Genomic DNA, 24,043 nt, shown 5'->3' with positions numbered 1-24,043 from the left:
GAGGCGCACTGGTGGTCAGCGGCGGGCTCGCCCCGCGAGTTTCGCCTCGAGCGCCGCGACATCCGGCACGAACCATGCGGCGTCGCCGCGATTCGTCTCCCGCACGAACGCATCGAACGCGTCGCTCGTCGCCACGTGCTCCGAGACGTCGCCCACGATCGCGACGCGCAGGCGGTAGTTGCCGAATTTGCCGAGCACCTCGCCGGCGAAGCCGCTCGAGAGGTCGAAGAACCGTTCGTCGAGCCGTTCGACCGGGATCGCGATGAGGTTCGCCCGGCTCGACCAGGCACCACCGATCAGGTCGGAGGTGTCGTCGTCGGTCGCGATCACCGGGCCGTCGACGTCGAGACGATCGACGCGCACTCCGTGGAGCTCTTCGATGGGCATGACCCCACGCTAGACCCGGCGTGCGCGAAACGGCGCAGGAAACGGGCGCAGCAAACGAGCGGATGCCGCGGGTGGCGTGCACCCGCGGCATCCGCTCGTCTCGCGACCGATCAGCCGAACGGCACCGCTTCGAGCACGGTGACCTGCACGGCGCGGTTCGGCGCCTGGTAGGTGACGGCATCGCCGACGTAGCGGCCGGTGATCGCCGCGCCGAGCGGCGAGGTCGGCGAGTAGACATCGAGGTCGACGGTCGCATCGAGGTCGGCGAGTTCGCGGCTGCCGAGCAGGAAGCTCGTGGGTTCCGCGTCGTCGTCGAACCGCACCGTGATTCGCATGCCGGGCTCGACGAGCCCGTCGTCGGGCTTCAGGCCCACCTCGGCGTTGCGAACCATGGCACGAAGCTCGGTGGCTCGCGCCTGCTCGGTGTCGGTCAGCGTTCGGCCGGGCCGCGAGAGCTCGACGAGTTCCGCCTCGAGCCGCTCGAGTGCGGCCGGGGTCATCCACACGGATTCCGTGGTCATCGCGGAATTCCTCCCTTTCGGCGACCCCGCGGGGTCGTCTGGAACAGAACTTCCCAGCCTAGTCGAGTCGGCTCGAGAGGGATACCGCCTACTGGTTCAGCCAGGCGATCAGTGTGCCGATCGCGGTGAGCAGGATGAGTGCGAGGAGTCCGTACCGCCGCAATTGCACGGCGAGGAGCGCGACCGACGGGCGCCGGCGGGGTCGCCGCCGGCGCCGTGGCGCGCGAGGGGGTTCGGGCGGAGTGCTCAGCTGGCCCTCGGCACGATGAGGCCGTCGGTGGCGGTGCTGGCGGCTGCGAATCGCGCCTGCACGTCAGCCCAGTTCACGATCTCCCAGAAGGCCTTCACGTAGTCGGCGCGGACGTTGCGGTAGTCGAGGTAGTACGCGTGCTCCCAGACGTCGAGCTGCAGCAGCGGGGTCACGCCGAGCGGCGCGTTGCCCTGCTGGTCGAAGAGCTGGAAGATCACGGGGCGGGCGCCCACGCTGTCCCAGGCGAGCACCGCCCAGCCCGAGCCCTGCACGCCGAGCGCCGTCGCGGTGAAGTGCGCGCGGAACGCGTCGAACGAGCCGAAGCCGTCGTCGATCGCCGCAGCCAGCTCGCCTTCGGGGGAGCCACCGCCGTCGGGCGACATGTTCTGCCAGAACACGCTGTGGTTGATGTGGCCGCCGAGGTTGAACGCGAGGTCCTTCTCGAGCTTGTTGACGTTCGCGAGGTTGCCGCTCTCGCGAGCCTCGGCGAGCTGCTCGAGCGCGGTGTTGGCACCCGTCACATAGGCCTGGTGGTGCTTCGAGTGGTGCAGCTCCATGATCGTCGCCGAGATGTGCGGCTCGAGCGCGGAGTAGTCGTACGGCAGTTCGGGCAGTGAATAGGCGGGCATCCGGATGCTTCCTTTCGACGTGCCGCTCGCGGGTGCGATGCGGCGGGGTTGGACGACGGGGTCAGAGTTCGGGGGCGGCCTGGTCGAGGCGGTGGAAGCGGCGATCACGGTAGACGAGCGAGGGTGCCTGCTCGCCGAGGAACACGTCGAGCACCTCGGCGACGACGAGTGAGGACCCGCCGACCGGCACCACGTGCAGCGTACGACAGCGGAGCGCTGCCGGGGAGTCGGCGAGCCATGGCTCGCCGGTCTCGAGACGCGACCAGCCCTGCTCGGGAGTGAAGCGGGGTTGGCCCGAGCGGGCGAAGGCGCGAGCGACATCGACGTGGTGGGCGCCGAGGAAATGCACGACGATGCTGTCGGCGGCGAGCAGTGCGCCGGCCGAGCCCGTGGCCCGGGTCACCGAGAACGACAGCGCGGCCGGCTCGGCCGAGACCGACGCGACGCTCGACGCGGTGAGGCCGACCGGACCGTCGGGCGTCATGCCGGTGATGAGCGCGACCCCTGCCGGGTGGTCGCGGAACGCGGCCTTGAACGCGTCGGCGGTTGCGGTGGCTCGGCGGTCGATGGCGGCATCCGTCATGCGTGCGCCTCCTGAGGCGGCAGCGCCGCGATGATCGGGTGGTCGAAGGCGAGCATGCCGATCTTGGCGGCTCCACCGGGCGAGCCGAGGGGAGCAGCCCCTCCGACGGACACTTCGAAGAACTCGACGTTGGCCTTGTAGTAGTCGGCCCAGATGTCGGGGAGGTCGTCTTCGTAGTAGATGGCCTCGACCGGGCACACGGGTTCGCAGGCGCCGCAGTCGACGCATTCGTCGGGGTGGATGTAGAGCGAGCGTTCGCCCTCGTAGATGCAGTCGACGGGACACTCGTCGATGCAGGCCTTGTCTTTGACGTCGACGCATGGCAGCGCGATCACATACGTCACCTGGCGGTCACCGACTTCACGATTCGCATGCCTCTACCGTAAAACCTCAAGTACCCTTGAAGTCAAAACGAGGGGGTCGGATGTCGCAGCATGACGCACTCGAGGCCGAACCGGCAGCGGCCGGCAAGCACGCGCCCGACGAGCTGCTCACCGTCGGCGAGATGAGCCGGCGCACCGGGGTGGCGCCGTCGGCGCTGCGCTTCTACGAGGACCTCGGGCTCATCGCCTCGCACCGCACCGGTGGCAATCAACGGCGCTACCCGCGCCACATGCTGCGCCGGGTCTCGCTCATCTCGGTCGCAAAGCGGCTCGGCATCCCGCTCTCCGACGTGCAGACGGCGTTCGAGAACGTGCCGCTCGACACGACCCCGAGTCACGAGGACTGGCAACGGGCATCGCGTCGCTGGAAGCGGCAGCTCGAGCTGCGCCGGCTCGGCATCGAACAACTCGAACGCGAGCTCACCGGATGCATCGGCTGCGGCTGCCTCTCGATGAAGGCGTGCCGACTGCTGAACCCCGACGACGAGCTCGGCGAGCACGGGTCGGGGCCGCAGCGCCTCTGAGCGGGGCGGCTCCGAGCACGTGGTCGTCGGTCGAGCTCGTCGCCCGAGGTTCAGGATCGAGCGGGACCGCTCGCCGTCTCGTCAGGCCGCGACGATGAGCCGCGTGACGTCGGCGAGCACGTCGTGGTTGCTCGGAGCATCGGCGCGATCGGTGCGCGTGAGGATCGCGAGTGTCAACGCCTCCTCGCCCGGACGCCAGATCACCCCGGCGTCATTGACGACGCCGTAGCTGCCGAGACCGGTCTTGTCGGCGAGCTCGAACGGCGGCGTCAGGCCCGCGAGGATCCGCTGGCCCGAGGTCGTGTTCCGCAGCATCCACTCCTGAAGCCGCGCGGTGGTGAGGGCGCCGGCGCCCTGGTCGATGAGCAGGAGCTGGAGGAGGAACGCGATGTCATCGGGTGTCGACGTGTCGCGCTCGTCGCCGGGCGTGGCCTCGTTGACCTCCGGTTCCGGTCGATCGAGACGGGTTCGGGTCGCCCCGAGCGAGCGGGCGAACTCCGTCACGGCCTGCGGCCCGCCGAGTTCGCGCAGCAGCAGGTTGCCGGCGGTGTTGTCGCTGTAGCGGATGGCGGCGTCGGCCATCTCCTCGGGGGTGGCCTGCCAGGTCTTCCGATTCAGCCTCGTGTCCTTGCCGACGACATCGGCGAGGGTGAACGGGATCGGCTTCGCCCAGTAGACGTCGTCGTAGCCCCGTGCCTGCACGAGGGCGCCGGCCGCAAGCGTCTTGAACACGGAGCACATCGGGAAGCGCTCGGCGCCGCGGTAGCGGAAGGCCCGTCGCGAGTCGTGCCACATCGCGGTGACGCCGATGGTGACGGATGTCGCCCGCTCGAGTTCCGCGATGGCCTCCGTCAGGCGCCGGTGGCCGCCGACCGCCGGTGCGGCCGGTGCTGCGAACGCGGGTGTCGTCGAGAACGCCGCGGCGGCCGCACCGGCCGTGGTGAGGCCGCCGATGGCGAGCAGGGATCGTCGGGAGAGCTGGCTGGAAGGTCGATTCGTCATGTCCGGGAGTCTGTCGGCGACCCGTCGATGCTGGCAAAGGCCGAATCGACGTGATCGATGCAAGAATCGCATGCATGGCGCGACACCTCGATCTGCGGGCCGCGTGCGAGGCCTTCGTCTCCGTCGCCGAGCGGGAGAGCTTCACGGCCGGCGCCATCGGAGCCGGCGTCACCCAATCCGTCGCGAGTCGGCGCATCGCGGCCCTCGAGGAGCACCTCGGAGCACGCCTCTTCGAGCGCACCTCGCGCCGCGTGGTGCTGACCGACTTCGGTCGCGGGGTGCTGCCGAGCGCGATCAAACTCGTCGATGCGGCGCTCGAACTCTCCGAGGACGCCGAGCGGTCGCACCGGCTCCCCGTGACGATCGGCATGCCGCACGCCTTCGACACCGCCGTGGCCGCGAGGATCGCCGCCGCGGCATCGAGCCGGTCGATGACCGTCGAGTTCGTGCCGGGGCTTCCGGCGGAGCGGGCGGCGGCGTTCGCGGCAGGGCGCACCTCGCTGAACCTCGAGCCCGTCGCGCCCGATCGCGCCCGCTGGGCGGTGCCGCTCGGTATCGCGAGCGCGGGGACGAGCCATGCGGAGGGCGACTTCTTCTTCTCCGAGTTGCGGCCGCGCCGCGGCATCCGCTCGCTCGTCAGACTCTGGCTGGCGCCCGAAGACGACGTGCCGCACGTTCGCGATCGCCTCGAGCGGGTGCGCAACGGCGCGGGACTCGCGCCCACCCAGCTGCGAACGGCGCCCTCGCTCATCACCGCGATGGCGGCGGGGCAGGGCGGCGACGACCTGGTGCTCTGCACGAGCTCCGAGGCCGTCGTGTACGGGCTTCGATGGCGAGCACTCGGAGATCTGCGTCTGGTGCGCGGGTACGCCCTGGCCGGGCGCGAGCGGGAGCTCCTCGCTCGATTCCTCGAGGTGGCCGGTGCGGACGTCGCCGAGCTGCTGCAGTCCGCCCCGGTCGCGGGCGGTCCTTCCGAGACCCGACCGACGCGAGGCGGGGCGCATGCAGACTGATCGCGCCGTGCTCCGCGACGCCGGCGAGGTGCTGCATTCGGCTGGCCTGCGCGCCTCGATCGTGGTGCGCGATCTCGGGAGCGGCCGACAGCTGTCGATCGCGGCCGACGACGCCTACCCGCTCGCCTCCGTCGTGAAGCTTCCGCTCGCGCTCGCCGTGCTGCAGCGCATCGACGACGGGCGGCTCGACCCGGCCGGGCCGGTGATGCTCGAACCGTCCGATCGAACGCCCGGGCAGACCGGCTACTCCCGGTTCCGGCATCCGACCACCGTCTCGATCGAGGACCTCCTCTACATGGCCGTGTGCCTGAGCGACGACACCGCGGCCGACGCCCTCTTCGACCTCTGCCCGCCCGCTGCGGTCACGTCGTCGCTGCGTGAGGCGGGCATCGCCGGCATCACGGTGCGGCACTCGATCCGCGAGCTGCACCGCACCCTCGCGAGCGTGCTGCCGCCCGAGCAGATGCCGCAGGCACTCGCACTCGCCATCCGGGCGTCCACCCGGGGTGGCGGCCACCTGATTCCCCAGCTCGACGTGTCGAGCGCGAACGCTGGCACCGCGAACGCGTGCGTCGAGCTCCTCGACCGCATCTGGCGGTCGCCCCTGCTCGACGGCCAGAAGAACCGACTGCGCGGCCTGCTGGCGATGAACGTCATGCGTCAGCGACTCGCACCCGACCTGGAGTCCGACGACGCCGCGTGGCATTCGAAGACCGGCACGTTCCTGCACCTGCGCCACGAGGTCGGCGTGCTCGAGCACGCCGATGGTCATGCGCTCGCCATCGCGGTGCTCAGCGAGTCATCCGTGCCGGCGCAGCGCCAGCCCGCCGCCGAGCAGGCGCTGGGGCTCGCGGCGAAGCTCCTGCACGATCGGGTGCGATCGGCCGCAGCCTGACTGCGCCGCCGCCGGACGGCCCGAGCGCCTCAGCCGCCGAGTTCCTGCAGCTCATCGAGTCGGGGTGCCGGAGCGACCGGGTCGTCGACGCCGTCGAAGATGCGCAAAGTGCGTTCGGCGCCCCACCGCGGCCAGCCGGGCTCGCCGGCGGTCGCGAAGGCGACCCACGCCTCGTGCATGGCCGAGGCGAGCGACTGCGGCGCGGATGCCCCGGCGAGCGCCACCGAGTCGGGCGCGGCGAGCCCGTCGAAGACGAACCCGAGCTCCACGGCGTGCGCCGCGCCGAGGTCGCGCACCGGGCTGCGCCACGCGAACTCGTAGACCCACGTCGGTGCGCCGGCCGCCGCCCGTGCATCGGCCACTCGGTACTCGGAACGCCGCAGCAGCACGTCGGTGAGGATCGCGCCGAACACCTCGCCGTGCTTCGCCCCCTGCCGGTTGGCGCGGTACCGGCGCACGGCAGCCGCCGAGATCTTCGCAGCGCGCCGGCCGAGGGCCAGGTGCAGGCGCGTGATCTTGTCCACGGCGCCGCTCGGCACGAGCCAGAGGCGGTACTCCTCCGTGGTCGTGCCGATGAGGAGCGGCACGTTCGACGAGGCGCCGGCTGCGAAGCCGTCGGCGGGCGAAGCGGGCACGAGGTCGTCGTCGGTCGCGATGGTGAACGCCGGACCGCCGCCGAGCGGCGAGCTGCCCGCGAGCACCTTGGCCTGCGCCGCCACGAGCCGATCGGGATCGATCGCCGCGAAGGCGTCGCGGGTGGCGGGCACGCCGAGTTCGCGGGCGATGAGCCCGGTGATCCTGCCCGCATCGGCGGGAGACTTCACCTCGAGCGGCCCGCTCATGACGATCGCCCGCTGCATCACCTCATTCGCGACGGGCGACGCGGCGAGGGCCGCGACGGTCGCTCCGCCGGCCGACTGGCCGAAGACCGTGACCTGGTCGGGATCCCCTCCGAATCCGGCGATCTCGCGCTGCACCCATCTGAGCGCGGCGAGCTGGTCGTGCAGGCCGAGATTCAGCGGAGCGCCCTCGAGCACAGAGAAGCCCTCGGTGCCGAGTCGGTAGTTGACCGAGACGAACACCACTCCGTCGCGGGCGAACGCCGACCCGTCGTAGCCGGGCAGCGCGTTCGACCCGTGCTTCAACGATCCGCCGTGCATCCAGACCATGACGGGCAGCTGCGCGCCCGCGGCATCCGCCGGTGCCCAGATGTTGACGTGCAGGATCTCGTCGCCCGGGATCGCGACCGTCGGCAGCAGTTCGCCGAGTGCTCCGGCATAGGGCGCCTGCGGAGCGGTCGGTCCGAAGGCCGTCGCGTCGCGGACCCCCTGCCACGGTTCGACCGGTTCCGGCAGACGGAACCGGCGCTCGCCGAAGGGCGGTGCGGCATACGGAACGCCCAGGTACCGGGCGATGCCGTCGATGGTCTCGCCGCTGAGGGCGCCGGTGGAGGTCTCGATGACACCCTCGAGGGGTGCCCGCTCGTCGCTGAGTGGTTGCACCAGCTCATCCTGCCGGTCGGGCGCCGGTTCGCGCTAGACGCAGTCGCCGGACGCAGTCGAGCCCCGACGATCCATCGATCGCCGGGGCTCGAGTGGTGGTGGAGCTACGCCGCAGGCTCGCTGTCGCGCTTCGGCAGCTTCCAGCCCGGCCGCACGAAGTGGCACGTGTAGCCGTTCGGGTACTTCTCCAGGTAGTCCTGGTGCTCGGGCTCGGCCTCCCAGAACGGGCCGGCGGGCGTGACCTCGGTCGTGGCCGGGCCCGGCCAGAGGCCCGAGGCGTCGACATCCGCGATGGTCTCGAGGGCGACGGCCTGCTGCTCGTCGCTCGTCGGGAAGATCGCCGAGCGGTAGCTCGTGCCGAGGTCGTTGCCCTGGCGGTTCAGCGTCGACGGGTCGTGGATCTGGAAGAAGAACTCGAGGAGGTCGCGGAACGACTCGACCTCGGGGTCGAAGACGATCTCGATCGCCTCGGCGTGGGTGCCGTGGTTGCGGTAGGTCGCGTTCGGCACGTCGCCGCCCGTGTAGCCGACGCGGGTGCTGATGACCCCGGGGCGCTTGCGGATCAGATCCTCCATGCCCCAGAAACAGCCGCCGGCGAGGATCGCGGTCTCGGTTCGTGCAGTCATCGTGCGTTCTCCTGGTTCTCGAACAGTGCGCGGTATCGACCGTAGCCCGCCTCGTCCAGCTCGGCGAGCGGAACGAAACGCAGGGCCGCGGAGTTCATGCAGTAGCGCAGCCCGCCGGCCTCGGCCGGGCCGTCGTCGAAGACGTGGCCGAGGTGGCTGTCGGCCCCGCTCGACCGCACCTCGACGCGCTTCATGAACAGCGAGCGGTCGGTCTTCTCGGTGACGGCCTCGGGCTCGATCGGCTTCGTGAAACTCGGCCAGCCCGAGTGGCTCTCGTACTTGTCGGTCGAGGCGAACAGCGGCTGCCCCGAGACGACGTCGACGTAGATACCGGGCTCGTGGTTGTTCCAGTACTCGTTGCGGAACGCCGGCTCGGTGCCGTCCTCCTGCGTGACCGAGTACTGCTTCGGGGTGAGGCGGGCGATGGCCTCGGGAGTCTTCCGGTAGTCCTGTGACACGTCTCCTCCTCGATCGGCGCCGCTGGCTGCGGCGTCACCAGAGAAAACGATGGCGAGCGCGATCGTGTTCCGCGAATCGGCCTGCGCGGCTGTGGGTTCGCTGTGAACGTGCATCCACGCGCAACGAGGCCGACCCCGATTGCGCCGCCGATGCGCGAGGTCGTCTCCCGGCAGCCGTGGTGCACCGCAGCACTGCGGACGTTCGGCTGCATCAGGGATGACCCTGTTGCCGGGCTCTCCGCTGTGCGGGATACTCGGGACATCAGTGGCGTTCAGGAGCGAACGCGACCGACATCCGCATCGCTTCGTCGTCACCCTCCGTAGGGAGGATGTCATGGTTGCGAAGCACGGTCGGGGGTTCTCGGGCATCGGCGCCGTTCTCGCCGAGGTCGCTCTGCTGGGGGCGGCTCTGGTCGGCTGCGCCGTCGCGCAGCCCTTCGAGCCCGAGGCGACACCGAGCATCCCCAGCTCGTCGGCGCCGAGCACGACGTCGGCAGCGCCGCCGCCCGATCCCGGCGGCGAGGCAGTTGCGGTGGAGCTCCCGCAGCTCCCGATCGGCGGCGACGCGACGCAGAACGAGGAGACCTTCGCCGACGAGTGCGTCACGGTGAACTGGATCGTCGACGCGGACGCCGCCCAGATCCCGGAGGGCGTGCAGGTCACGGTCACGGGAGCCAGCTTCACGGACGACGTCTATGCGCTCGCCGAAGTGGGGTGCAGCGGCAGCGAGCCGCCCTGCATCGGATACGTCTTCGGCGTCGACCGGAACCGCCAGACGTGCGAGCTGGCGATCGCGCCGACGGGCAATCCGCCGAGCTCTGCCGACACCGAGCTCGTCGTCGCCGTCTCGGGTCGGGTCGACTGCGTCGAGGGTGAAAGCCAGGAGTGCACCGCGTTCCTCCTCGCGGTCGCGCAGGAACCAGGGGTCAGCATCCCCCTCGATGCACCAGAGCCTGCCGACCCGATCGACGACCCCATGGACGACCCGACGGACGACCCGACCGATGACCCGACGGACGACCCGGCGGAATGACGCCTGATGTCCGAGACGGGCGAGCAGCAAGGCGGGGCGCAGCTTGAACGCTGGATGAACGTGCTCGGCAGCGTGATCGCGCCGGCCACGCTCCTCGGCGCGCTGCTGTTCTACTTCGGCTACGTCTCCTCCCGCGCCCAGTACGACTACTTCGGCATCGATGTCGACGTCATCGGCCTGAGCACACAGGACTACGTCATGCGCAGCCCACAGCCGCTCCTCGTTCCGCTCCTCGTGCTCGCCCTCCTCGGCGCAGGCCTGATCGCGGTGCACGCGGTGATCCGGCGCCGCTCGGACCGGCCCGGTTTCGCGGTCGCCGTGAAATGGTCGACCGTCATCGGCCTCGTCATCTTGGGAGCAGGTCTCGTTCTGCTGTTCGCCTACCCGCTGTTGGGCGAATGGCCCTACTACCCGCTCGTCACCCCGCTCGTGCTGGCGGCGGGGGGCGCGATCGCGGCCTACGGCCTGGGTACCCTGCGCTTCCTTGTTCGCGCGGGCCGGTCGGCTCGCGCCCCGCAGAGGGGAGTCGTAGTGCTGCTCTGGGCCGCCGTCGTCGCGTGCGTGTTCTGGGCGACGGCCACGATCGCGCAGTGGTCGGGTCTGGGCCTCGCGCAGCAGCAGGCACGGGACCCGGTCAATCTGCCGAGTGTCATCGTCGACACCCATGAGCGGCTCTTCCTTCCCGACGAGGCGCACGTGAGCGAATCCGCGCTGCCGGTCGCTGAGGACGACGTGTTCCGATTCCGCTACTTCGGGCTCCGCCTCCTGATCGTCGGCGACGACCGGCTGTTCCTCATCTCCAACGAATGGGACAGCCACAGCACGACGCTCGTGCTGCCGATCGACGACTCGATCCGGCTGCAGTTCCAGTTCCGCAACTTCCCGCCGTGAGCGGTGCCGTCCGGCGCAAGCGCTCGAGTCGATCCGGACTGCGCCGCGTCGTCTCGACCGGTGCGGAGCTGTTGGGTGCCCTCGCTACGATTGCCGGGTGAGCGAAGCCCCCGCACAGACCGCCCCCGCATCCGTCGATATCTCGGCCGTCGTGCGCCCCGAGCGATCGGTGCACCTGCTCGAGGCGCTCGCGCACCGAGTCGTCATCGCCGACGGGGCGATGGGCACGATGCTGCAGGAGCACGACCCGAGCCTCGACGACTACCAGCAGCTCGAGGGCTGCAACGAGATCCTGAACGTCAGCCGCCCCGACATCATCGGGCAGATCCACGACGCCTACTTCGAGACCGGCATCGACGCCGTCGAGACGAACACCTTCGGCGCGAACTGGTCGAACCTCTCGGACTACGGCATCGACGACCGCATCGAGGAGCTCGCGGCGGCCGGCGCGGCCATCGCCCGGGAGCGGGCGGAGGCTTGGCAGGCACGCGACGGCCGTGAGCGCTGGGTGCTCGGCTCCATGGGGCCGGGCACGAAGCTGCCGAGCCTCGGGCACACGAGCTACGCGCACCTCAAGTCGACGTTCGCCCTGCAGGCCGAGGGCCTCATCCGCGGCGGAGCCGATGCCTTCCTCGTCGAGACCTCCCAGGACCTGCTGCAGACCAAGAGCGCCGTGAACGGCTGCAAGCAGGCGATCGCGGCGACCGGCGTGCGCCTGCCGATCTTCGTCGAGGTGACCGTCGAGACGACCGGCACCATGCTCATGGGCTCCGAGATCGGCGCGGCGCTCACGGCGCTCGAGCCGCTCGGCGTCGACGCGATCGGCCTGAACTGCGCGACCGGGCCCGACGAGATGAGCGAGCACCTGCGCCATCTCTCGAAGTTCTCGAACGTGCCCGTCATGTGCATGCCGAACGCGGGCCTGCCGGTGCTCGGCGCGAACGGGGCGAGCTACCCGCTCACTCCCGAGGAGCTCGCGACCGCGCATGAGCAGTTCGTGCGCGAGTTCGGTCTGGGCCTCGTCGGCGGATGCTGCGGCACCACGCCCGCCCACATGAGCGCCGTCGTCTCGAGGCTGCGGGGGGCCGAGGCATCCGCTCGCCGCATCGAGGCCGACCCCGGTGTCGCGAGCCTCTACCAGCACGTCAGCTTCGAGCAGGAGAGCTCGTACCTCGCGATCGGCGAGCGCACGAACGCCAACGGGTCGAAGGCGTTCCGTGAGGCGATGCTCGAGGAGCGGTGGGACGACTGCGTCGACATCGCCCGCAACCAGGTGCGCGACGGCGCCAACCTGCTCGACGTCTGCGTGGACTACGTGGGGCGCGACGGCGTCGCCGACATCCGCGAGGTCGTCTCGCGGCTCGCGAGCGCGTCGACGCTGCCGCTCGTGGTCGACTCGACCGAGCCGGCCGTGCTGCAGGCCGGGCTCGAGCTGATCGGCGGCCGTCCCGTCGTCAACTCGGTGAACTTCGAGGACGGCGAGGGCGGCACGAGCCGCTTCGCCCGCATCATGCCGCTCGTCAAGGAGCACGGCGCCGCGGTCATCGCCCTGACGATCGACGAGGAGGGTCAGGCGCGCACCGCCGAGAACAAGGTGCGCATCGCCTCGCGGCTCGTCGACACCCTGGTGGGCGAGTGGGGGATGCGCGTCGACGACATCATCGTCGACGCCCTGACGTTCCCGATCGCGACCGGGCAGGAGGAGACCCGGCGCGACGCCATCGAGACGATCGACGCGATCAGGCAGATCACTGCGAAATACCCGGGCATCAACACGACGCTCGGCGTCTCGAACGTGTCGTTCGGACTGAACCCCGCCGCACGGTCGGTGCTGAACTCGGTGTTCCTGCACGAGGCGGTCGAAGCCGGCCTCACGAGTGCGATCGTCGACGCGGCCAAGATCGTGCCGCTCGCCTCGGTGCCCGAAGACCGCCGTAAGGTCGCTCTCGACCTCGTGTGGGACCGCCGCGAATACGACGCCGACGGTACCCTCACCTACGACCCGCTCGTGGCGATGCTCGACCTCTTCGCGGGCGTCGACATGGCCGCGATCCGCGACGCGCGTGCCGCCGAGCTCGCGGCGCTGCCCGTGGGCGAGCGCCTCGAGCGCCGCATCATCGACGGCGAGGCCAAGGGGCTCGAGGCCGACCTCGACCTGGCTCGCGCCGGAGGGCTCAGCGCGATCGACATCATCAACGTGCACCTGCTCGAGGGCATGAAGGTCGTCGGCGAGCGCTTCGGTTCGGGCGAGATGCAGCTGCCGTTCGTGCTGCAGTCGGCCGAGGTGATGAAGAGCGCCGTGGCCCTGCTCGAACCGCACATGGAGAAGTCCGCCGCCGGCGGCAAGGGCACGATGGTCATCGCCACCGTGCGCGGCGACGTGCACGACATCGGCAAGAACCTCGTCGACATCATCCTCTCGAACAACGGCTACGAGGTGATCAACCTCGGCATCAAGCAGCCCATCGCCGACATCATCAAGGCGGCCGAAGAGCACGACGCCGACGTGATCGGCATGTCAGGCCTGCTCGTGAAGTCGACCGTGGTGATGAAGGAGAACCTCGAGGAGCTGAACGCCAGGGGGCTCGCGAAGCGCTGGCCCGTGATCCTCGGCGGTGCCGCCCTGACCCGCACCTATGTCGAAGACGACCTCGCCGGCATCTTCGACGGGCAGGTGCGCTACGCCCGCGACGCCTTCGAGGGGCTGGCCCTCATGGAGCCGCTCGTCGCGATCGCCCGCGGCGCCGACCCGGCCACCGTCGGACTGCCCGCCCTCAAGAAGCGCATCCACCGGCCCGGACTGCTCACCGTCACCGAGCCCGAAGACATGCCGGAACGATCGGATGTCGCGGCCGACAACCCCGTGCCGGCGCCGCCGTTCTGGGGCACCCGCATCGTCAAGGGCATCGCGCTCGCCGAATACTCCGCGTTCCTCGACGAGCGCGCCACGTTCATGGGGCAGTGGGGGCTGAAGCCCAGCCGCGCCGACGACGGCGCGAGCTACGACGAGCTCGTCGAGACCGAGGGGCGGCCTCGACTGCGCTACTGGCTCGACCGCATCCTCGCCGAGGGACTGCTCGACGCCTCAGTTGCCTACGGCTACTTCCCGGTGGTCGCCGACGGCGACGACATGGTCGTGCTGCATCACGGCGACGACCCCGACGGCCTGCTCGGCACCGCGGGGCTGCTCGCCCCCGACGGCGGCTCCGGGGGCCCGATCGGCGGCGACCGACTTCGATTCCACTTCCCGCGTCAGCGCCGCGACCGCCACCTCTGTCTGGCCGACTTCGTGCGCTCGCGTGACTCCGGGCAGGTCGATGTCGTCGCCGTGCAGCTCGTGACCGCCGGGCAGCGGGTCAGCGAGGCGACCGCGAAGATCTTCGCCGAGAACCGCTATCGCGACTACCTCGAGCTCAACGGCCTCGCCATGCAGCTGACCGAGGCGCTCGCCGAGTACTGGCACTCCCGGGTGCGCGACGAGCTCGGCCTCGGCGGGGAGGACCCCGACGACGTCGCCGGACTCTTCAAGCTGCACTACCGCGGCGCACGCTTCTCGCTCGGCTACCCGGCGTGCCCCGACATGGAGGACCGTCGCAAGGTCGTCGAGCTGCTGAAGCCCGAGCGCATGGGCGTCGTGCTCTCGGCGGAGCTGCAGCTGCACCCCGAGCAGTCGACCGACGCGTTCGTCTTCCACCACCCCGAGGCGAAGTACTTCTCGGTCTAGCGGGTCGGCCGCGTCGCCGTCGACGGGCGCTGCGACGGCAGCTTCGCGCGCCGGAGCGAGGCGAGCACGGCCGGACCGATCAGGGCGATGCCGACAACGGTCGTGACCGCGCGCACCGTGTCCCAGGTGAGCGTCGAGGTCACGAGCGAGTACAGGGCGAACGAGGCGAGGTTCTCGCCGATCGGCGCCGTCCCGTCGTAGGAGATGCCGGTGCCCGTGCCGACGGCGAACGGCCAGAACCAGAGGTTCATGATGAGGCCGAACGCGTAGGCGGCCACGACGCCGTACCCGGCGAGCATGGCGATCTCGAGGGCGGTCGCCCGGCGCACGGCTGCCGTGGTCGCTGCCCGGGGCCGGATCGCCGGCAGCAGGCCGGCACCCGCGGCCACCCAGGCGCACGCGAACATCTGGAACGGCGTCCATGGGCCGATGCCGCCCCAGAGCACCGACGATACGGCGATCGTGAGCATGCCGAGCAGGAACCCGAAGCGGGCGCCGAACGCCCGCCCGGCGAGGATCAGCAGGACGAAGACCGCCTCGATGCCGCCCACTCCGGCTCCCGCGATGCGGATGCCCGCGCCGATCGCCGCGAGCACGCCGAGCAGCGCCACCGCCTTCGCGGAGTGCATCTGACGGTCGAGGGCGGCGAGCACGACGGCGATCACCGCCGGCAGCACCGCGAAGGCCACGAACGGCGCGGCCCGCTGCGCATCGGCCGGCACCGCCGTCGCGACGAGCGGCCAGCCGAACGCGGCGAGGGCGAGGGTGCTACCGGCGAGGAGCGCCACGGTGGTGATTCGTTCGCGACGAACGACGGCACGGGGGCCGCGGGCGTCGTCGTCGGCCGCGACGCGGTGGTCGGTTCGGGGCTCGGTGGCGGTCATGCGATGACCTCCGCGGCCATGAGCGGGGCCGGCGAGACCGCGCCCCGCTCGATCGCGAGCTCCCGGCTCGCGAACCGAGTGGCGAACTCGCGGTCGTGCGTCGCGAACAGCACGACCCGGCCGTCGCCGGCGACCGTGCCGAGTGCTTCGCCCACGAGTCGCCGTGCCGCTGCGTCGAGCCCGCGGGCCGGTTCGTCGACGAGCAGCACGGCGTGCGAGGGGGCGAGCTGGATGGCGATCGCGAGGCACAGCCGCTCTCCCGCAGAGAGGTCGCGAGGATGCCGGAGGAGCATGCCCTCGCCGAGGTCGCGGCCGAGCAGCGCTGCGAAGGCCTGGGCGGTCGGCGTCGCGGGCCGATTCCGGCGATCGGCCCGGTGACACTCGGCGGCGACGGTCGTGCTGAAGAACAGGTCGTCGAACTCCTCGGGCACGAGCGTGATCGCGCGGCGGCGCGCCGCAGGGTCGAGCGAGGCGACGTCGACGTCGCCGATCAGCACGCGGCCCGCGGCATCCGGCACCGCCATCGCACCCAGCAGGCTGCTCTTGCCCGCGCCGTTCGCTCCGGTGATCGCGACGCGTTCGCCGGCGTGCAGGGTGAACTGCGCACCCCGCACCGCGAAGGTGTCGCCGTGCCGCGCATCGAGACCCTGCACCGAGACGAGCGGATGCCGCCGCCCCGGCGTCGCTCGATCGTCGCCGTCGCCGTCGCCGTCGACACGGCGCGCCGGTGCCGGCAGGGTCGTCGGCGCGAGAGCCGGTGCGTCGCCGATCGTGACGCGCCCACCGTCGATCGCGAGCCAGGCGTCGGCGATGCCTCGCCACTCGGCGGTTCGATGCTCGGCCACGACGACGCAGGTGCCCGACTCGTGCGCGACCCGGGCGAGCGCCTCGCACACGATTCGTCGCGCCGCCGTGTCGAGCTCGGCGAGCGGTTCGTCGACGAGCAGTAGGGTCGGGCGCGAGACGAGGGCCGCGGCGATCGCGACGAGCGTCGCCTCACCGGCGGAGAGCGCGATGACGGGCCGCTCGAGCAACCGGGCGATCCCGAGCGCATCGGCAGTCTGCTGCACCCGCTCGGCGATGCGCGCGGCGTCGAGGCCCTGTGTGGTGAGCGCGAAGCCGATCTCGTCGCGCACCGTCTCGGCCACGAAGGACAGCCGCACCTGCTGGGCGACGACGCCGACGAAGCCGGCCGTCTCGCGGGGCGGGAACCGGCGCCGATCGAGTCCGCCGATCTCGATGCGCCCGCCCTGCACGCCGCCTTCGAAATGCTGGAAGAGGCCGCTCATCGCGTCGAGCAGGCTCGACTTGCCCGAGCCCGTCGCGCCCGACACGATCGTCAGGCTGCCCGGGGCGAGTTCGAGATCGACGTCGTCGAGGCGCCAGGCGCCACCCTGGTCGAGCGAGGCCGCGGTGCACCGCACGGGTCGTTCGGCGTCGGCGGTCGGTCGAGCGGATGCAGCGAACCCGCGCACCTCCATCGAGGCGGCGAGGGCGAGGGCTCGTTCGATCGTGTGCTCGAACACCGGCACGAGGAGGGCTGCCGGCCCGCGCTCACCGCGAAGGGCGGCGGCCCGACGCATCCGTCGCACCGACTGGGCGAGCGCCGGAGCAGTGGCCCATGCGATGACGAGCGCGCGCGAGACGGCGCGGATCGGGCCACGGGTCGCGCCGAGCACGAAGAGACGCTGCACGTCGATGAGCGCGTTGAGCACGCCGAAGGCGAGAATGACCGCCGCGAACGGCAGCGCACTGACCGCGGCGTTCCAGATGCCGCCGCTCGTGACCGGTCCGAAGAGCGCGATGTGGGCGAAGGGGCCCTCGAGCGGCACCCGCGGCAGGTCGAGGAGCAGCACTCCGCCACCGGATGCCCCGCCGAACACCACGCGGTAGGCGACGCGCGACACGACGAACACCGCCGCGACGATCGCCGCCGCGCGCAGTGGTGCCGCGCGGAACCGCATCATCCGGCCGGGGTCGGAGTCTCCGTGCCGGTCGTGTAGACGAGGCCGACGCTCTGGCCGGGCTCGAGCTGCAGCGTGCCGAGTCCCTCCTGCGCGTACTCCCACTCGGCCTCGGCCGAGGACTTCACCCAGAGCGCCCAATACGCGTAGGCGGGCGGCATCGACTGGCAGGACTCGACGAACGAGGCCTCGCCTGCGACCTCGACGGTCTCATCGGGCCCGGGCCGGTCGTTCACCCGGCAGACGATCTGGTCGCCCCACTCGACCGAACCCTCGGTCGTGACGCCGGCCTCGTCGAGCACCGTCGTCGCCGGGATCGCGGCGCTCGCGTCGACGCAGTCCGATGCGCCGTCGCCCCCGAGCGTGCCGAAGTCGACGATCACGCCGACCCCATCGCAGTCGGCCCCGGCTTCGGCGCTCGCCTCGGTGCTCGCTGCGGCGGTCGGATCGGCGGTCGGAGCGGGTGTCGCGGCGGCGCAGCCGCTCAACGCGAGCACACCGACGAGGAGCAGGGAGAGGAGGGGGGATCGCACGTCGACCACCCTACCGACGAGCGGTTCTGCACCGTCGCGGCGTGAAACAACCCGACATCTACGAACGTGACGCCTGTCACGAAGGACTTGCAAACCCGAGGAACCCTTCGGTTAGTCTGTGCGGATCGGCAACTTCCCGCGGGCGGAAGGCGCTCGCGGATCGTCGCATGATGGGGGATCGGCAGTCGAGTCGAGCCCCCGCTGGGGGAGAAGCATGCTCGAAGCGTCCGGAGTCTCGACCACCGCACGGCCCACGACGGGCGGATCGACCGGACCAGGAGCCCCACGCAGACGCACACGACCAGCGCGCTGGCGCGCCGTGGCCTCCGGAGCCTCCGTGCTCGCACTGGCCGCCGTGGCGGGCACCGGCGTCATCACGAACGACACCGTCGCCGAACGCGCAGCGCAAGCGGCCGATCAGGTTGCCGCGACCGCGCAGCTCTCGGCGGCGACCGACCTCGACGCGAGCCAGCTGGGCACCCACGAGGGCATCCTCACGGCGCGGGCCGCGCAGGACGCGGCCGATGCGCTGCACTCGGCGGAGACGGTGATCGCGGCAGCCCACGGCAAGTCGGACATCTCGGACCTCGAGGCATCCGTCGCCGCGCTGCAGTCGTATGAGCTCCTCGCTCCCGAGCGGGTGTTCGAGCTCGCCGATGCAGCTCGCGCCCACGCGGTCACCGTGCAGGCCGCGGTCGTCGAGTTCGATCGCGTCGCGGCCGAGCAGGCTGCAGCCGCGAAGGCGGCCGCGGAGCAGGCGGCCGCCGAACGGGCAGCGGCCGAGCGCGACGCCGCGACGCCGCCGACGAGCGGCGGACCTGCGCCGGCGGCGCCCGCGAACCCGAGCGAGGCACAGGTCATCGCCCGCGACATGATGGCTGCTCGCCATGGCTGGGGCGCCGACCAGTTCGGCTGCCTCGTCGAACTCTGGAACCGGGAATCCGGCTGGAACGTCACGGCAGGCAGCCCGGACGGCGCCTACGGGATTCCGCAGGCGCTGCCCGGGAGCAAGATGGCGTCGGCAGGCGCGGACTGGTTGACGAGCGCGGCCACGCAGATCAGCTGGGGGCTCGGCTACGTGGCCGGGCGATACGGCACGCCGTGCGGTGCGTGGGCCCATTTCGAGGCGAACAACTGGTACTGACTTCGTGGTCGCGTGCGCTACACGAGCGGCCGGAGCCGGTATCCGATTTGGATGACTTTCACAGGGGAAGTTGAGGTTTCGTCCAGAAGGCCTCGGCAGACTGGCCACTTCGCCCGGGCGCCCCCGCTCGTGGAACGTCGAACAAGGGTCGCCCAGTGCTCTGCACAGTGCCGATCCGCCTTGTGAAAGTCATGCAGAACCAGTCATCCTCTTCTGAAAACAGCCAGTCCGAAGCCCGCGAGACCGAAGCGCTCCGCCCCCGGTCCCGCCGCAACCGCCCCCTCTGGAGGAGCGGACCGATGCTCGCGGCCGGAGCCGTCGTCGCCGTCGGCGCCATGGTCGGCACCGGCTTCGCCGTGCAGTCCGCCGTCGCAGCGACGAACGACAGCGTCGCCGCGACCGATGCCCTGCGCGACGCCGCGAACCTCGACGTCGAGCAGCTCGGCTCGCACGCCGGCATCCTCGAGGCCCGCGCCGTCAAGGCCGCGAACGACACCATCGCCACGGCGAAGGACACGCTCGCCGCAGCCAAGGGCAAGGCGGATGCCAAGGAGCTCGCCTCTTCGGTCGCCGCCCTCGGCAACTACCGGCTCCTCGCCCCCGAGCGGGTGTTCGAACTCGCCGATCGCACGGAAGCCCACGTCGCGCCGGTGCAGGCCGCCGTGGCGAAGGCCGACAAGATCGCAGCCGAGAAGAAGGCCGCTGCTGCTGCTGCCGCTGCGGCTGCTGCTGCCGCGGCCGCCGAGGCCGAAGCCGAGTCGGAGTCGTCGGAGTCCTCGACCGGCTCGCGCCCCAGCGGCCCCGCCAACCCCAGCGGTGCCCAGGCCATCGCCCGTGACCTCATGGCTGCTCAGTACGGGTGGGGCGCCGACCAGTTCGGCTGCCTCGTCTCGCTCTGGGACCGCGAGTCCGGCTGGAACGTCTACGCCGAGAACCCCTCGAGCGGCGCCTACGGCATTCCGCAGGCCCTGCCCGGCAGCAAGATGGGCACGGCCGGCAGCGACTGGCAGACCAACCCCGCCACCCAGATCACCTGGGGCCTCGGCTACATCGCGGGCCGCTACAGCACGCCGTGCGGCGCGTGGGACCACTCGGAGTCTGCCGGCTGGTACTGATCCCGAACGGATGATCGAACGGCGGCGACGTCGGGCCTCGCGCTCGCTGTCGTCGCCGTTCGGCGTTGCAGCCCGAATCGGCGGCATCGGCGTGGATCGTCGACCCGCGACATCCGAGCCTCGATAGCCTGACGGCATGAGCGAGCGCGGGGGAGAAGGTCCGAAGGCCGCGAAGCGGGGCGCGTTCGCCGGAGTCATCGCGTTCGGCACCCGTGCCACGTCGTGGGCGCTCGAGCTGAAGCCCGCGCGCGCGTTCCTCCTCTACCTCGAACGCCACGGTGCGATGCTCGCCGACAGCGTGACCTACCGGGTGCTCTTCTCGATCTTCGCGGGCGTGTTCCTCGGCTTCGCGATCGCGGGCATCTGGCTCTCAGGCAATCCCGACGCGCTCGACGCGCTCGTGGAGACGGTCGATGCCGCGATTCCCGGCCTCTTCGGCGAGGGCGGGTTGATCGCACCCGGCGACGTCGTGCAGCCGCTGACCCTCAGCATCGCCGGCATCCTCGCCCTCGTGGGCCTCATCGGAGCCGCGATCGGGGCGATCGGGTCGCTCCGCACCGCCTTCCGTCGCCTCGGCTCGCAGCCCGACGACCAGACCTTCTTCGTCTGGGTCATGCTGCGGGACCTCCTCCTCGCGATCGGATTCGGCGCCGCGTTCGCCGCGGCCGCGGCCGTCACGGTCTTCAGCACGACCGCACTCGGCACCATGCTCGGCTGGCTCGGCATCTCGAGTCACGACGCGGTCTTCGACGCATCCTCCCGGTTCGTCACCATCTCGGTGACGTTCGTGATCGACGCGCTCCTCATCGCGATCATGTTCCGCGTGCTCTCCGGCATGCGTCCGAGCGCTCGCTCGCTCTGGAGCGGAGCGCTGCTCGGCGCCGTCGGACTCTCGGTGCTGCAGGTGCTCTCCGGCCTCTTCGTCGGCGGGGCGACGAGCAATCCGCTGCTGGCCTCGTTCGGCTCGCTGATCGCCCTGCTCATCTGGCTGAACCTCTCGAGCCAGGTCATCCTCATCGCCGCCGCCTACATCGTGACCGGTGTCGACGACGAGCACGACCGCGTGAGTGCGCGCTTCGGCGCCCCGACGCTGGCGATCCGCCGCATGCAGCGGGCGGAGCGCCGGGCGACGGATGCCGCGGCCGAACTCGTCGCCGCACGTGAGGCCGTCGAGAAGGAGCGCGCGGGAGGTTCGTGACGTGGCGCGATCGGGGCGACAGAATGGGTGGATGCCGACCGTGCTGCAGCTCGTCCGCTCCGTGGTGTCACCGCTGACCCGCACGCGACTCTTCCGTTGGTGCGCCCCGCGCGTGCTTCCGCCGATCGAACGCGTGATCGCCGCGATCTCGGGCGGACGAGTGCAGCTCAGCGCTCTGCTCGTGCCGTCGCTCGTGCTGCACACCACCGGCGCGAAGTCGGGCGAGCCCCGTGACTCCGCGCTCATGTACACGCCCGACGGGCACGGCCGTGCGATCGTGGCCGGCACGAGCTTCGCCCGTGACCGTCATCCCGGCTGGACGTACAACCTGATCGCGCACCCCGATGCCGCGATCACGGTGCGAGGCAAGCGGATGCCGGTGCGCGCGAGTCGCATCGCCGATGACGAGCGGGACGCCGCATGGGCGCGCATCGAGGCGCAGTGGCCCGGGTATCGCGCGTACGAGCGGGAGTCGGGCAGGGTCGTGCGGCTCTTCCGCCTGCAGCCCGTCGCCGACGTGCATCACGAGCCGATGTGACGTGCTGAAGGAGCCGCGAGAACGCAGGCCGCGCCCAGCGCCACGCCGTACGCTGGGCATATGACGCGACGCCCGAGTGACCCGATCTACAGCACGGCGATCGTCGCCGGCCGCGCGCTGTTCGGCTTCTGGGGCTTGAAGCGCAGCGTGACCGGTGCCGAGCACGTGCCGACGACCGGCGGCGCGGTGGTCGCCATGACGCACTTCGGCTACTTCGAATTCGCGCTCGTCGAGTGGGCGACCTGGCTCGCCAACCGCCGCCGCATCCGTTTCATGGGCAAGCAGAGCGTGTTCGACAAGCCGATCGTCGGATCGATGCTGCGCAGCATGAAGCACATCCCGGTCGACATGAAGGCCGGAGCCGCCGCGTACGCGAAGGCGGTGACGTCGCTCCGCGACGGCGAGCTCCTCGGCGTCTTCCCCGAAGCGGGCGTCAGCGCCTCCTTCACCGTGCGCCAGCTCAAGACCGGCGCGGCGCGTCTCGCGGCCGAGGCCGGGGTGCCGATCATCCCGGTCGCCGTCTGGGGCGGCCATCGCCTGATGACCAAGGGTCACAAGGTGCGGTTCTTCGAGCGGTTCGGCGTACCGGTGAGCTTCGCGTTCGGCGAGCCGATCACCGTCGCCGCCGACGAAGACCCGCATACCGTGACCGAGCAGCTCCGTGCGACCCTGCAGCGCATGGTCGATCGACTGCAGGCCGACTACCCGGTCGACGGCACCGGCATGTGGTGGCAGCCGCGCTCGCTTGGCGGCACCGCGCCCACGCCTGAAGCGGCCGCGGCCGCAGACGCTGCACGGGATGCCGCCCGCGAAGCGGCTCGCGCCGCGCGCGACGACCGGCACTGACCCGAGACATCCTCGACGCCGCGGGTTAGGCTCGTGGCATGTGCAGGAACATCCACACCCTCCACAATTTCGAGCCGGCGACCACTGACGACGAGGTGCATGCCGCGGCGCTGCAGTTCGTGCGCAAGGTGAGCGGTTCGACGAAACCGTCGAAGGCCAACGCCGAGGCGTTCGACCGTGCGGTGGCCGAGATCGCGCACGTGACCCGCCACCTGCTCGACGACCTCGTGACCGCGGCACCGCCGAAGAATCGCGAGGAGGAGGCCGCCAAGGCCCGGGAGCGGGCGGCGCGCCGGTACGCGACGCAGGCGACGGCTCAGATCGCGTGACGCGCCGGGGCGCCGAGGCACTGACGCTCCGTGGGGAGTAGCGTCGCCTTCATGGCCGATGCCGTCACTCTCTCCGTCCCCGGTCCGCACGGCGATCGCGACGTGCGGATCTCGAGTCCGTCGCGGGTGATCTGGCCTGAGGCCGGCATCACCAAACTCGAACTCGCCGAGTACTTCATCGCCGTGGGCGCACCGTTCGTCGAGGCGAACGGCGACCGTCCGGTGTCGCTGCAGCGATTCCCGGGCGGCGTCGACGGCGAGCAGTTCTTCTCGAAGAACCCTCCGAAGGGCGCACCCGAGTGGGTGCGGTCGGTGCCCGTCACCTACCCCAGTGGGCGCACGCACCCGCAGCTCGTCGTCGATGAGCCCGCCGCCGCGGTCTGGGCGGCGCAGATGAACACGATCGTCTTCCACCCGTGGGCGTCCCGCGCCGAGAACCCCGACAACCCCGACCAGCTGCGCATCGACCTCGACCCGCAGCCCGGCACGGGCTTCGCCGAGGCCGTGCCCGTCGCGGTAGAGCTCAGGAAGCTGCTCGGCGAGGTCGGCCTCACCGCGTTCGTGAAGAGCTCGGGCAGCCGCGGCATCCACGTCTTCGCCCCCATCGAGTCCGAGCACGAGTTCCTCGACGTGCGCCACGCCGTCATCGCGCTCGGGCGCGAGCTCGAACGCCGCATGCCCGACGAGGTCACCACCAACTGGTGGAAGGAGGAGCGCGGCGATCGGATCTTCATCGACTACAACCAGGCCAACCGCGACCGCACGATGGCGGGCGCATACTGCCCGCGCCCGCTGCCGCAGGCCTCGGTGTCATGCCCGCTCGAGTGGGACGAGCTCGATTCGACCGATCCCGGCGACCACACGGTGCGCACCGTGCCCGAGCGACTGCAGCAGGTCGGCGATCCGTGGCACGGCATGCACGACGCTCCCGGGCGCATCGACACGCTGCTCGACTGGTGGCAGCGCGATCTCGACGACGGGCTCGGCGAACTGCCGTTCCCTCCCGACTTCCCGAAGATGCCGGGCGAGCCGATGCGCGTGCAGCCGAGCCGGGCCAAGCAGCAGCCCTGA

25 protein-coding genes are annotated in these 24,043 nt (G+C 70.9%); 13 read left to right on the top strand and 12 right to left on the bottom strand.

The window, feature by feature from the left end:
• Positions 1 to 15: 15 nt before the first annotated feature.
• From JOE59_RS07795 to fdxA, 5 genes are all read right to left on the bottom strand, one after another.
• Positions 16 to 387, bottom strand: coding sequence for a DUF4180 domain-containing protein (locus JOE59_RS07795; protein ID WP_204459647.1), 372 nt, complete (start codon positions 385 to 387; stop codon positions 16 to 18).
• A 110-nt stretch (positions 388 to 497) separates the two neighbouring features.
• Positions 498 to 908: a GreA/GreB family elongation factor gene (locus tag JOE59_RS07790; protein WP_204459646.1), complete on the bottom strand. Its 411-nt coding sequence runs from the start codon at positions 906 to 908 to the stop codon at positions 498 to 500.
• 246 nt (positions 909 to 1,154) lie between these two features.
• Positions 1,155 to 1,787 (bottom strand): superoxide dismutase, encoded by a 633-nt coding sequence (locus tag JOE59_RS07785; RefSeq protein WP_204459645.1) that lies wholly within the window; start codon positions 1,785 to 1,787, stop codon positions 1,155 to 1,157.
• Between the two features lie 61 nt (positions 1,788 to 1,848).
• The gene (locus JOE59_RS07780; protein WP_204459644.1) at positions 1,849 to 2,370 is read right to left on the bottom strand and encodes a flavin reductase family protein; all 522 of its coding nucleotides are present in this window, start codon (positions 2,368 to 2,370) and stop codon (positions 1,849 to 1,851) included.
• Entirely contained in the window at positions 2,367 to 2,714 is a 348-nt protein-coding gene (gene fdxA, locus JOE59_RS07775) for a ferredoxin (RefSeq protein WP_204459643.1), read from the bottom strand. Before fdxA ends, JOE59_RS07780 begins: the two co-directional genes overlap by 4 nt.
• Before the next feature lie 80 nt (positions 2,715 to 2,794).
• On the opposite strand from fdxA, the gene soxR reads away from it, so the two are divergent.
• Positions 2,795 to 3,277: a redox-sensitive transcriptional activator SoxR gene (gene soxR / locus JOE59_RS07770; RefSeq protein ID WP_204459642.1), complete on the top strand. Its 483-nt coding sequence runs from the start codon at positions 2,795 to 2,797 to the stop codon at positions 3,275 to 3,277.
• 81 nt (positions 3,278 to 3,358) lie between these two features.
• Here soxR and bla read toward each other — a convergent pair whose 3' ends face one another.
• Positions 3,359 to 4,072, bottom strand: a complete 714-nt coding sequence (gene bla / locus JOE59_RS07765) for a class A beta-lactamase (protein WP_374191135.1) — start codon at positions 4,070 to 4,072, stop codon at positions 3,359 to 3,361.
• Between the two features lie 281 nt (positions 4,073 to 4,353).
• Here bla and JOE59_RS07760 point away from each other — a divergent pair, with 281 nt between their 5' ends.
• The gene (locus tag JOE59_RS07760; RefSeq protein ID WP_204459640.1) at positions 4,354 to 5,292 is read left to right on the top strand and encodes a LysR family transcriptional regulator; all 939 of its coding nucleotides are present in this window, start codon (positions 4,354 to 4,356) and stop codon (positions 5,290 to 5,292) included.
• Positions 5,282 to 6,187 carry a serine hydrolase gene (locus JOE59_RS07755; RefSeq protein WP_204459639.1) on the top strand — a complete coding sequence of 302 codons (906 nt, stop codon included), beginning with the start codon at positions 5,282 to 5,284 and terminating at the stop codon, positions 6,185 to 6,187. The genes JOE59_RS07760 and JOE59_RS07755 overlap by 11 nt, the downstream gene beginning before the upstream one ends.
• A 29-nt stretch (positions 6,188 to 6,216) precedes the next feature.
• Here the strand turns inward: JOE59_RS07755 and JOE59_RS07750 are convergent, their stop codons facing one another.
• The 3 genes from JOE59_RS07750 to msrB all read right to left on the bottom strand — a co-directional run bounded on the left by JOE59_RS07750 (position 6,217) and on the right by msrB (position 8,773).
• On the bottom strand, positions 6,217 to 7,689 hold the full coding sequence (locus JOE59_RS07750; protein WP_204459638.1) for a carboxylesterase/lipase family protein: 1,473 nt from the start codon (positions 7,687 to 7,689) through the stop codon (positions 6,217 to 6,219).
• Positions 7,690 to 7,793: 104 nt separating this feature from the next.
• Positions 7,794 to 8,315 (bottom strand): peptide-methionine (S)-S-oxide reductase MsrA, encoded by a 522-nt coding sequence (gene msrA / locus JOE59_RS07745; protein WP_204459637.1) that lies wholly within the window; start codon positions 8,313 to 8,315, stop codon positions 7,794 to 7,796.
• A complete protein-coding gene (gene msrB / locus JOE59_RS07740; RefSeq protein WP_204459636.1) occupies positions 8,312 to 8,773 on the bottom strand; it encodes a peptide-methionine (R)-S-oxide reductase MsrB in 462 nt (153 codons plus the stop codon). The genes msrA and msrB overlap by 4 nt, the downstream gene beginning before the upstream one ends.
• A gap of 334 nt (positions 8,774 to 9,107) precedes the next feature.
• Between msrB and JOE59_RS07735 the strand changes: the two genes are divergently transcribed.
• The 3 genes from JOE59_RS07735 (at position 9,108) to metH (ending at position 14,421) form a co-directional block, all read left to right on the top strand.
• A complete protein-coding gene (locus JOE59_RS07735) occupies positions 9,108 to 9,806 on the top strand; it encodes a hypothetical protein (protein WP_204459635.1) in 699 nt (232 codons plus the stop codon).
• A gap of 6 nt (positions 9,807 to 9,812) precedes the next feature.
• Complete coding sequence (locus JOE59_RS07730; protein ID WP_204459634.1) at positions 9,813 to 10,697, top strand: hypothetical protein; 885 nt, start codon at positions 9,813 to 9,815, stop codon at positions 10,695 to 10,697.
• 97 nt (positions 10,698 to 10,794) lie between these two features.
• A complete protein-coding gene (metH, locus tag JOE59_RS07725; protein WP_204459633.1) occupies positions 10,795 to 14,421 on the top strand; it encodes a methionine synthase in 3,627 nt (1,208 codons plus the stop codon).
• On the opposite strand, the gene JOE59_RS07720 is transcribed toward metH, so the two are convergent.
• Genes JOE59_RS07720 through JOE59_RS07710 form a run of 3 tightly spaced genes read right to left on the bottom strand, consistent with a single transcriptional unit; the run spans position 14,418 to position 17,802 of the window.
• Positions 14,418 to 15,305: an ECF transporter S component gene (locus tag JOE59_RS07720; RefSeq protein WP_204459632.1), complete on the bottom strand. Its 888-nt coding sequence runs from the start codon at positions 15,303 to 15,305 to the stop codon at positions 14,418 to 14,420. The genes metH and JOE59_RS07720 overlap by 4 nt on opposite strands.
• Entirely contained in the window at positions 15,302 to 17,272 is a 1,971-nt protein-coding gene (locus tag JOE59_RS07715) for an ATP-binding cassette domain-containing protein (RefSeq protein WP_204459631.1), read from the bottom strand. The genes JOE59_RS07720 and JOE59_RS07715 overlap by 4 nt, the downstream gene beginning before the upstream one ends.
• A complete protein-coding gene (locus tag JOE59_RS07710; protein WP_204459630.1) occupies positions 17,269 to 17,802 on the bottom strand; it encodes a hypothetical protein in 534 nt (177 codons plus the stop codon). Before JOE59_RS07710 ends, JOE59_RS07715 begins: the two co-directional genes overlap by 4 nt.
• 337 nt (positions 17,803 to 18,139) lie before the next feature.
• Between JOE59_RS07710 and JOE59_RS07705 the strand changes: the two genes are divergently transcribed.
• The 7 genes from JOE59_RS07705 (at position 18,140) to ligD (ending at position 24,043) form a co-directional block, all read left to right on the top strand.
• The gene (locus tag JOE59_RS07705; RefSeq protein ID WP_204459629.1) at positions 18,140 to 18,946 is read left to right on the top strand and encodes an aggregation-promoting factor C-terminal-like domain-containing protein; all 807 of its coding nucleotides are present in this window, start codon (positions 18,140 to 18,142) and stop codon (positions 18,944 to 18,946) included.
• Positions 18,947 to 19,245: 299 nt separating this feature from the next.
• Complete coding sequence (locus tag JOE59_RS07700; RefSeq protein WP_204459628.1) at positions 19,246 to 20,061, top strand: aggregation-promoting factor C-terminal-like domain-containing protein; 816 nt, start codon at positions 19,246 to 19,248, stop codon at positions 20,059 to 20,061.
• Between the two features lie 136 nt (positions 20,062 to 20,197).
• On the top strand, positions 20,198 to 21,259 hold the full coding sequence (locus tag JOE59_RS07695; protein WP_204459627.1) for a YihY/virulence factor BrkB family protein: 1,062 nt from the start codon (positions 20,198 to 20,200) through the stop codon (positions 21,257 to 21,259).
• Positions 21,260 to 21,290: 31 nt separating this feature from the next.
• A complete protein-coding gene (locus tag JOE59_RS07690) occupies positions 21,291 to 21,797 on the top strand; it encodes a nitroreductase family deazaflavin-dependent oxidoreductase (RefSeq protein WP_204459626.1) in 507 nt (168 codons plus the stop codon).
• A 60-nt stretch (positions 21,798 to 21,857) separates the two neighbouring features.
• Positions 21,858 to 22,643 (top strand): lysophospholipid acyltransferase family protein, encoded by a 786-nt coding sequence (locus tag JOE59_RS07685; RefSeq protein WP_204459625.1) that lies wholly within the window; start codon positions 21,858 to 21,860, stop codon positions 22,641 to 22,643.
• A gap of 38 nt (positions 22,644 to 22,681) precedes the next feature.
• Positions 22,682 to 22,972 (top strand): DUF2277 domain-containing protein, encoded by a 291-nt coding sequence (locus tag JOE59_RS07680; protein WP_074259289.1) that lies wholly within the window; start codon positions 22,682 to 22,684, stop codon positions 22,970 to 22,972.
• A gap of 51 nt (positions 22,973 to 23,023) precedes the next feature.
• Positions 23,024 to 24,043, top strand: coding sequence for a non-homologous end-joining DNA ligase (gene ligD, locus JOE59_RS07675; RefSeq protein WP_204459624.1), 1,020 nt, complete (start codon positions 23,024 to 23,026; stop codon positions 24,041 to 24,043).

This window comes from Agromyces cerinus (genome assembly GCF_016907835.1).
Classification (GTDB): domain Bacteria; phylum Actinomycetota; class Actinomycetes; order Actinomycetales; family Microbacteriaceae; genus Agromyces; species Agromyces nitratus.
This window is presented reverse-complemented; position numbering and strand designations above follow the sequence as displayed.

Excerpts from the sequence above, each read along its gene's own strand:
- JOE59_RS07790 (WP_204459646.1), bottom strand. The coding sequence starts at position 908 with ATGACCACGGAATCCGTGTGGATGACCCCGGCCGCACTCGAGCGGCTC.
- JOE59_RS07695 (WP_204459627.1), top strand. The coding sequence starts at position 20,198 with ATGAGCGAGCGCGGGGGAGAAGGTCCGAAGGCCGCGAAGCGGGGCGCG.
- bla (WP_374191135.1), bottom strand. The coding sequence starts at position 4,072 with ATGTGGCACGACTCGCGACGGGCCTTCCGCTACCGCGGCGCCGAGCGC.
- JOE59_RS07795 (WP_204459647.1), bottom strand. The coding sequence starts at position 387 with ATGCCCATCGAAGAGCTCCACGGAGTGCGCGTCGATCGTCTCGACGTC.
- JOE59_RS07700 (WP_204459628.1), top strand. The coding sequence starts at position 19,246 with ATGCTCGCGGCCGGAGCCGTCGTCGCCGTCGGCGCCATGGTCGGCACC.
- JOE59_RS07690 (WP_204459626.1), top strand. The coding sequence starts at position 21,291 with ATGCCGACCGTGCTGCAGCTCGTCCGCTCCGTGGTGTCACCGCTGACC.
- JOE59_RS07685 (WP_204459625.1), top strand. The coding sequence starts at position 21,858 with ATGACGCGACGCCCGAGTGACCCGATCTACAGCACGGCGATCGTCGCC.
- JOE59_RS07730 (WP_204459634.1), top strand. The coding sequence starts at position 9,813 with ATGTCCGAGACGGGCGAGCAGCAAGGCGGGGCGCAGCTTGAACGCTGG.
- msrA (WP_204459637.1), bottom strand. The coding sequence starts at position 8,315 with ATGACTGCACGAACCGAGACCGCGATCCTCGCCGGCGGCTGTTTCTGG.
- JOE59_RS07680 (WP_074259289.1), top strand. The coding sequence starts at position 22,682 with ATGTGCAGGAACATCCACACCCTCCACAATTTCGAGCCGGCGACCACT.
- JOE59_RS07735 (WP_204459635.1), top strand. The coding sequence starts at position 9,108 with ATGGTTGCGAAGCACGGTCGGGGGTTCTCGGGCATCGGCGCCGTTCTC.
- ligD (WP_204459624.1), top strand. The coding sequence starts at position 23,024 with ATGGCCGATGCCGTCACTCTCTCCGTCCCCGGTCCGCACGGCGATCGC.
- JOE59_RS07720 (WP_204459632.1), bottom strand. The coding sequence starts at position 15,305 with ATGACCGCCACCGAGCCCCGAACCGACCACCGCGTCGCGGCCGACGAC.
- JOE59_RS07715 (WP_204459631.1), bottom strand. The coding sequence starts at position 17,272 with ATGATGCGGTTCCGCGCGGCACCACTGCGCGCGGCGGCGATCGTCGCG.
- JOE59_RS07780 (WP_204459644.1), bottom strand. The coding sequence starts at position 2,370 with ATGACGGATGCCGCCATCGACCGCCGAGCCACCGCAACCGCCGACGCG.
- JOE59_RS07785 (WP_204459645.1), bottom strand. The coding sequence starts at position 1,787 with ATGCCCGCCTATTCACTGCCCGAACTGCCGTACGACTACTCCGCGCTC.
- soxR (WP_204459642.1), top strand. The coding sequence starts at position 2,795 with ATGTCGCAGCATGACGCACTCGAGGCCGAACCGGCAGCGGCCGGCAAG.
- JOE59_RS07760 (WP_204459640.1), top strand. The coding sequence starts at position 4,354 with ATGGCGCGACACCTCGATCTGCGGGCCGCGTGCGAGGCCTTCGTCTCC.
- JOE59_RS07755 (WP_204459639.1), top strand. The coding sequence starts at position 5,282 with ATGCAGACTGATCGCGCCGTGCTCCGCGACGCCGGCGAGGTGCTGCAT.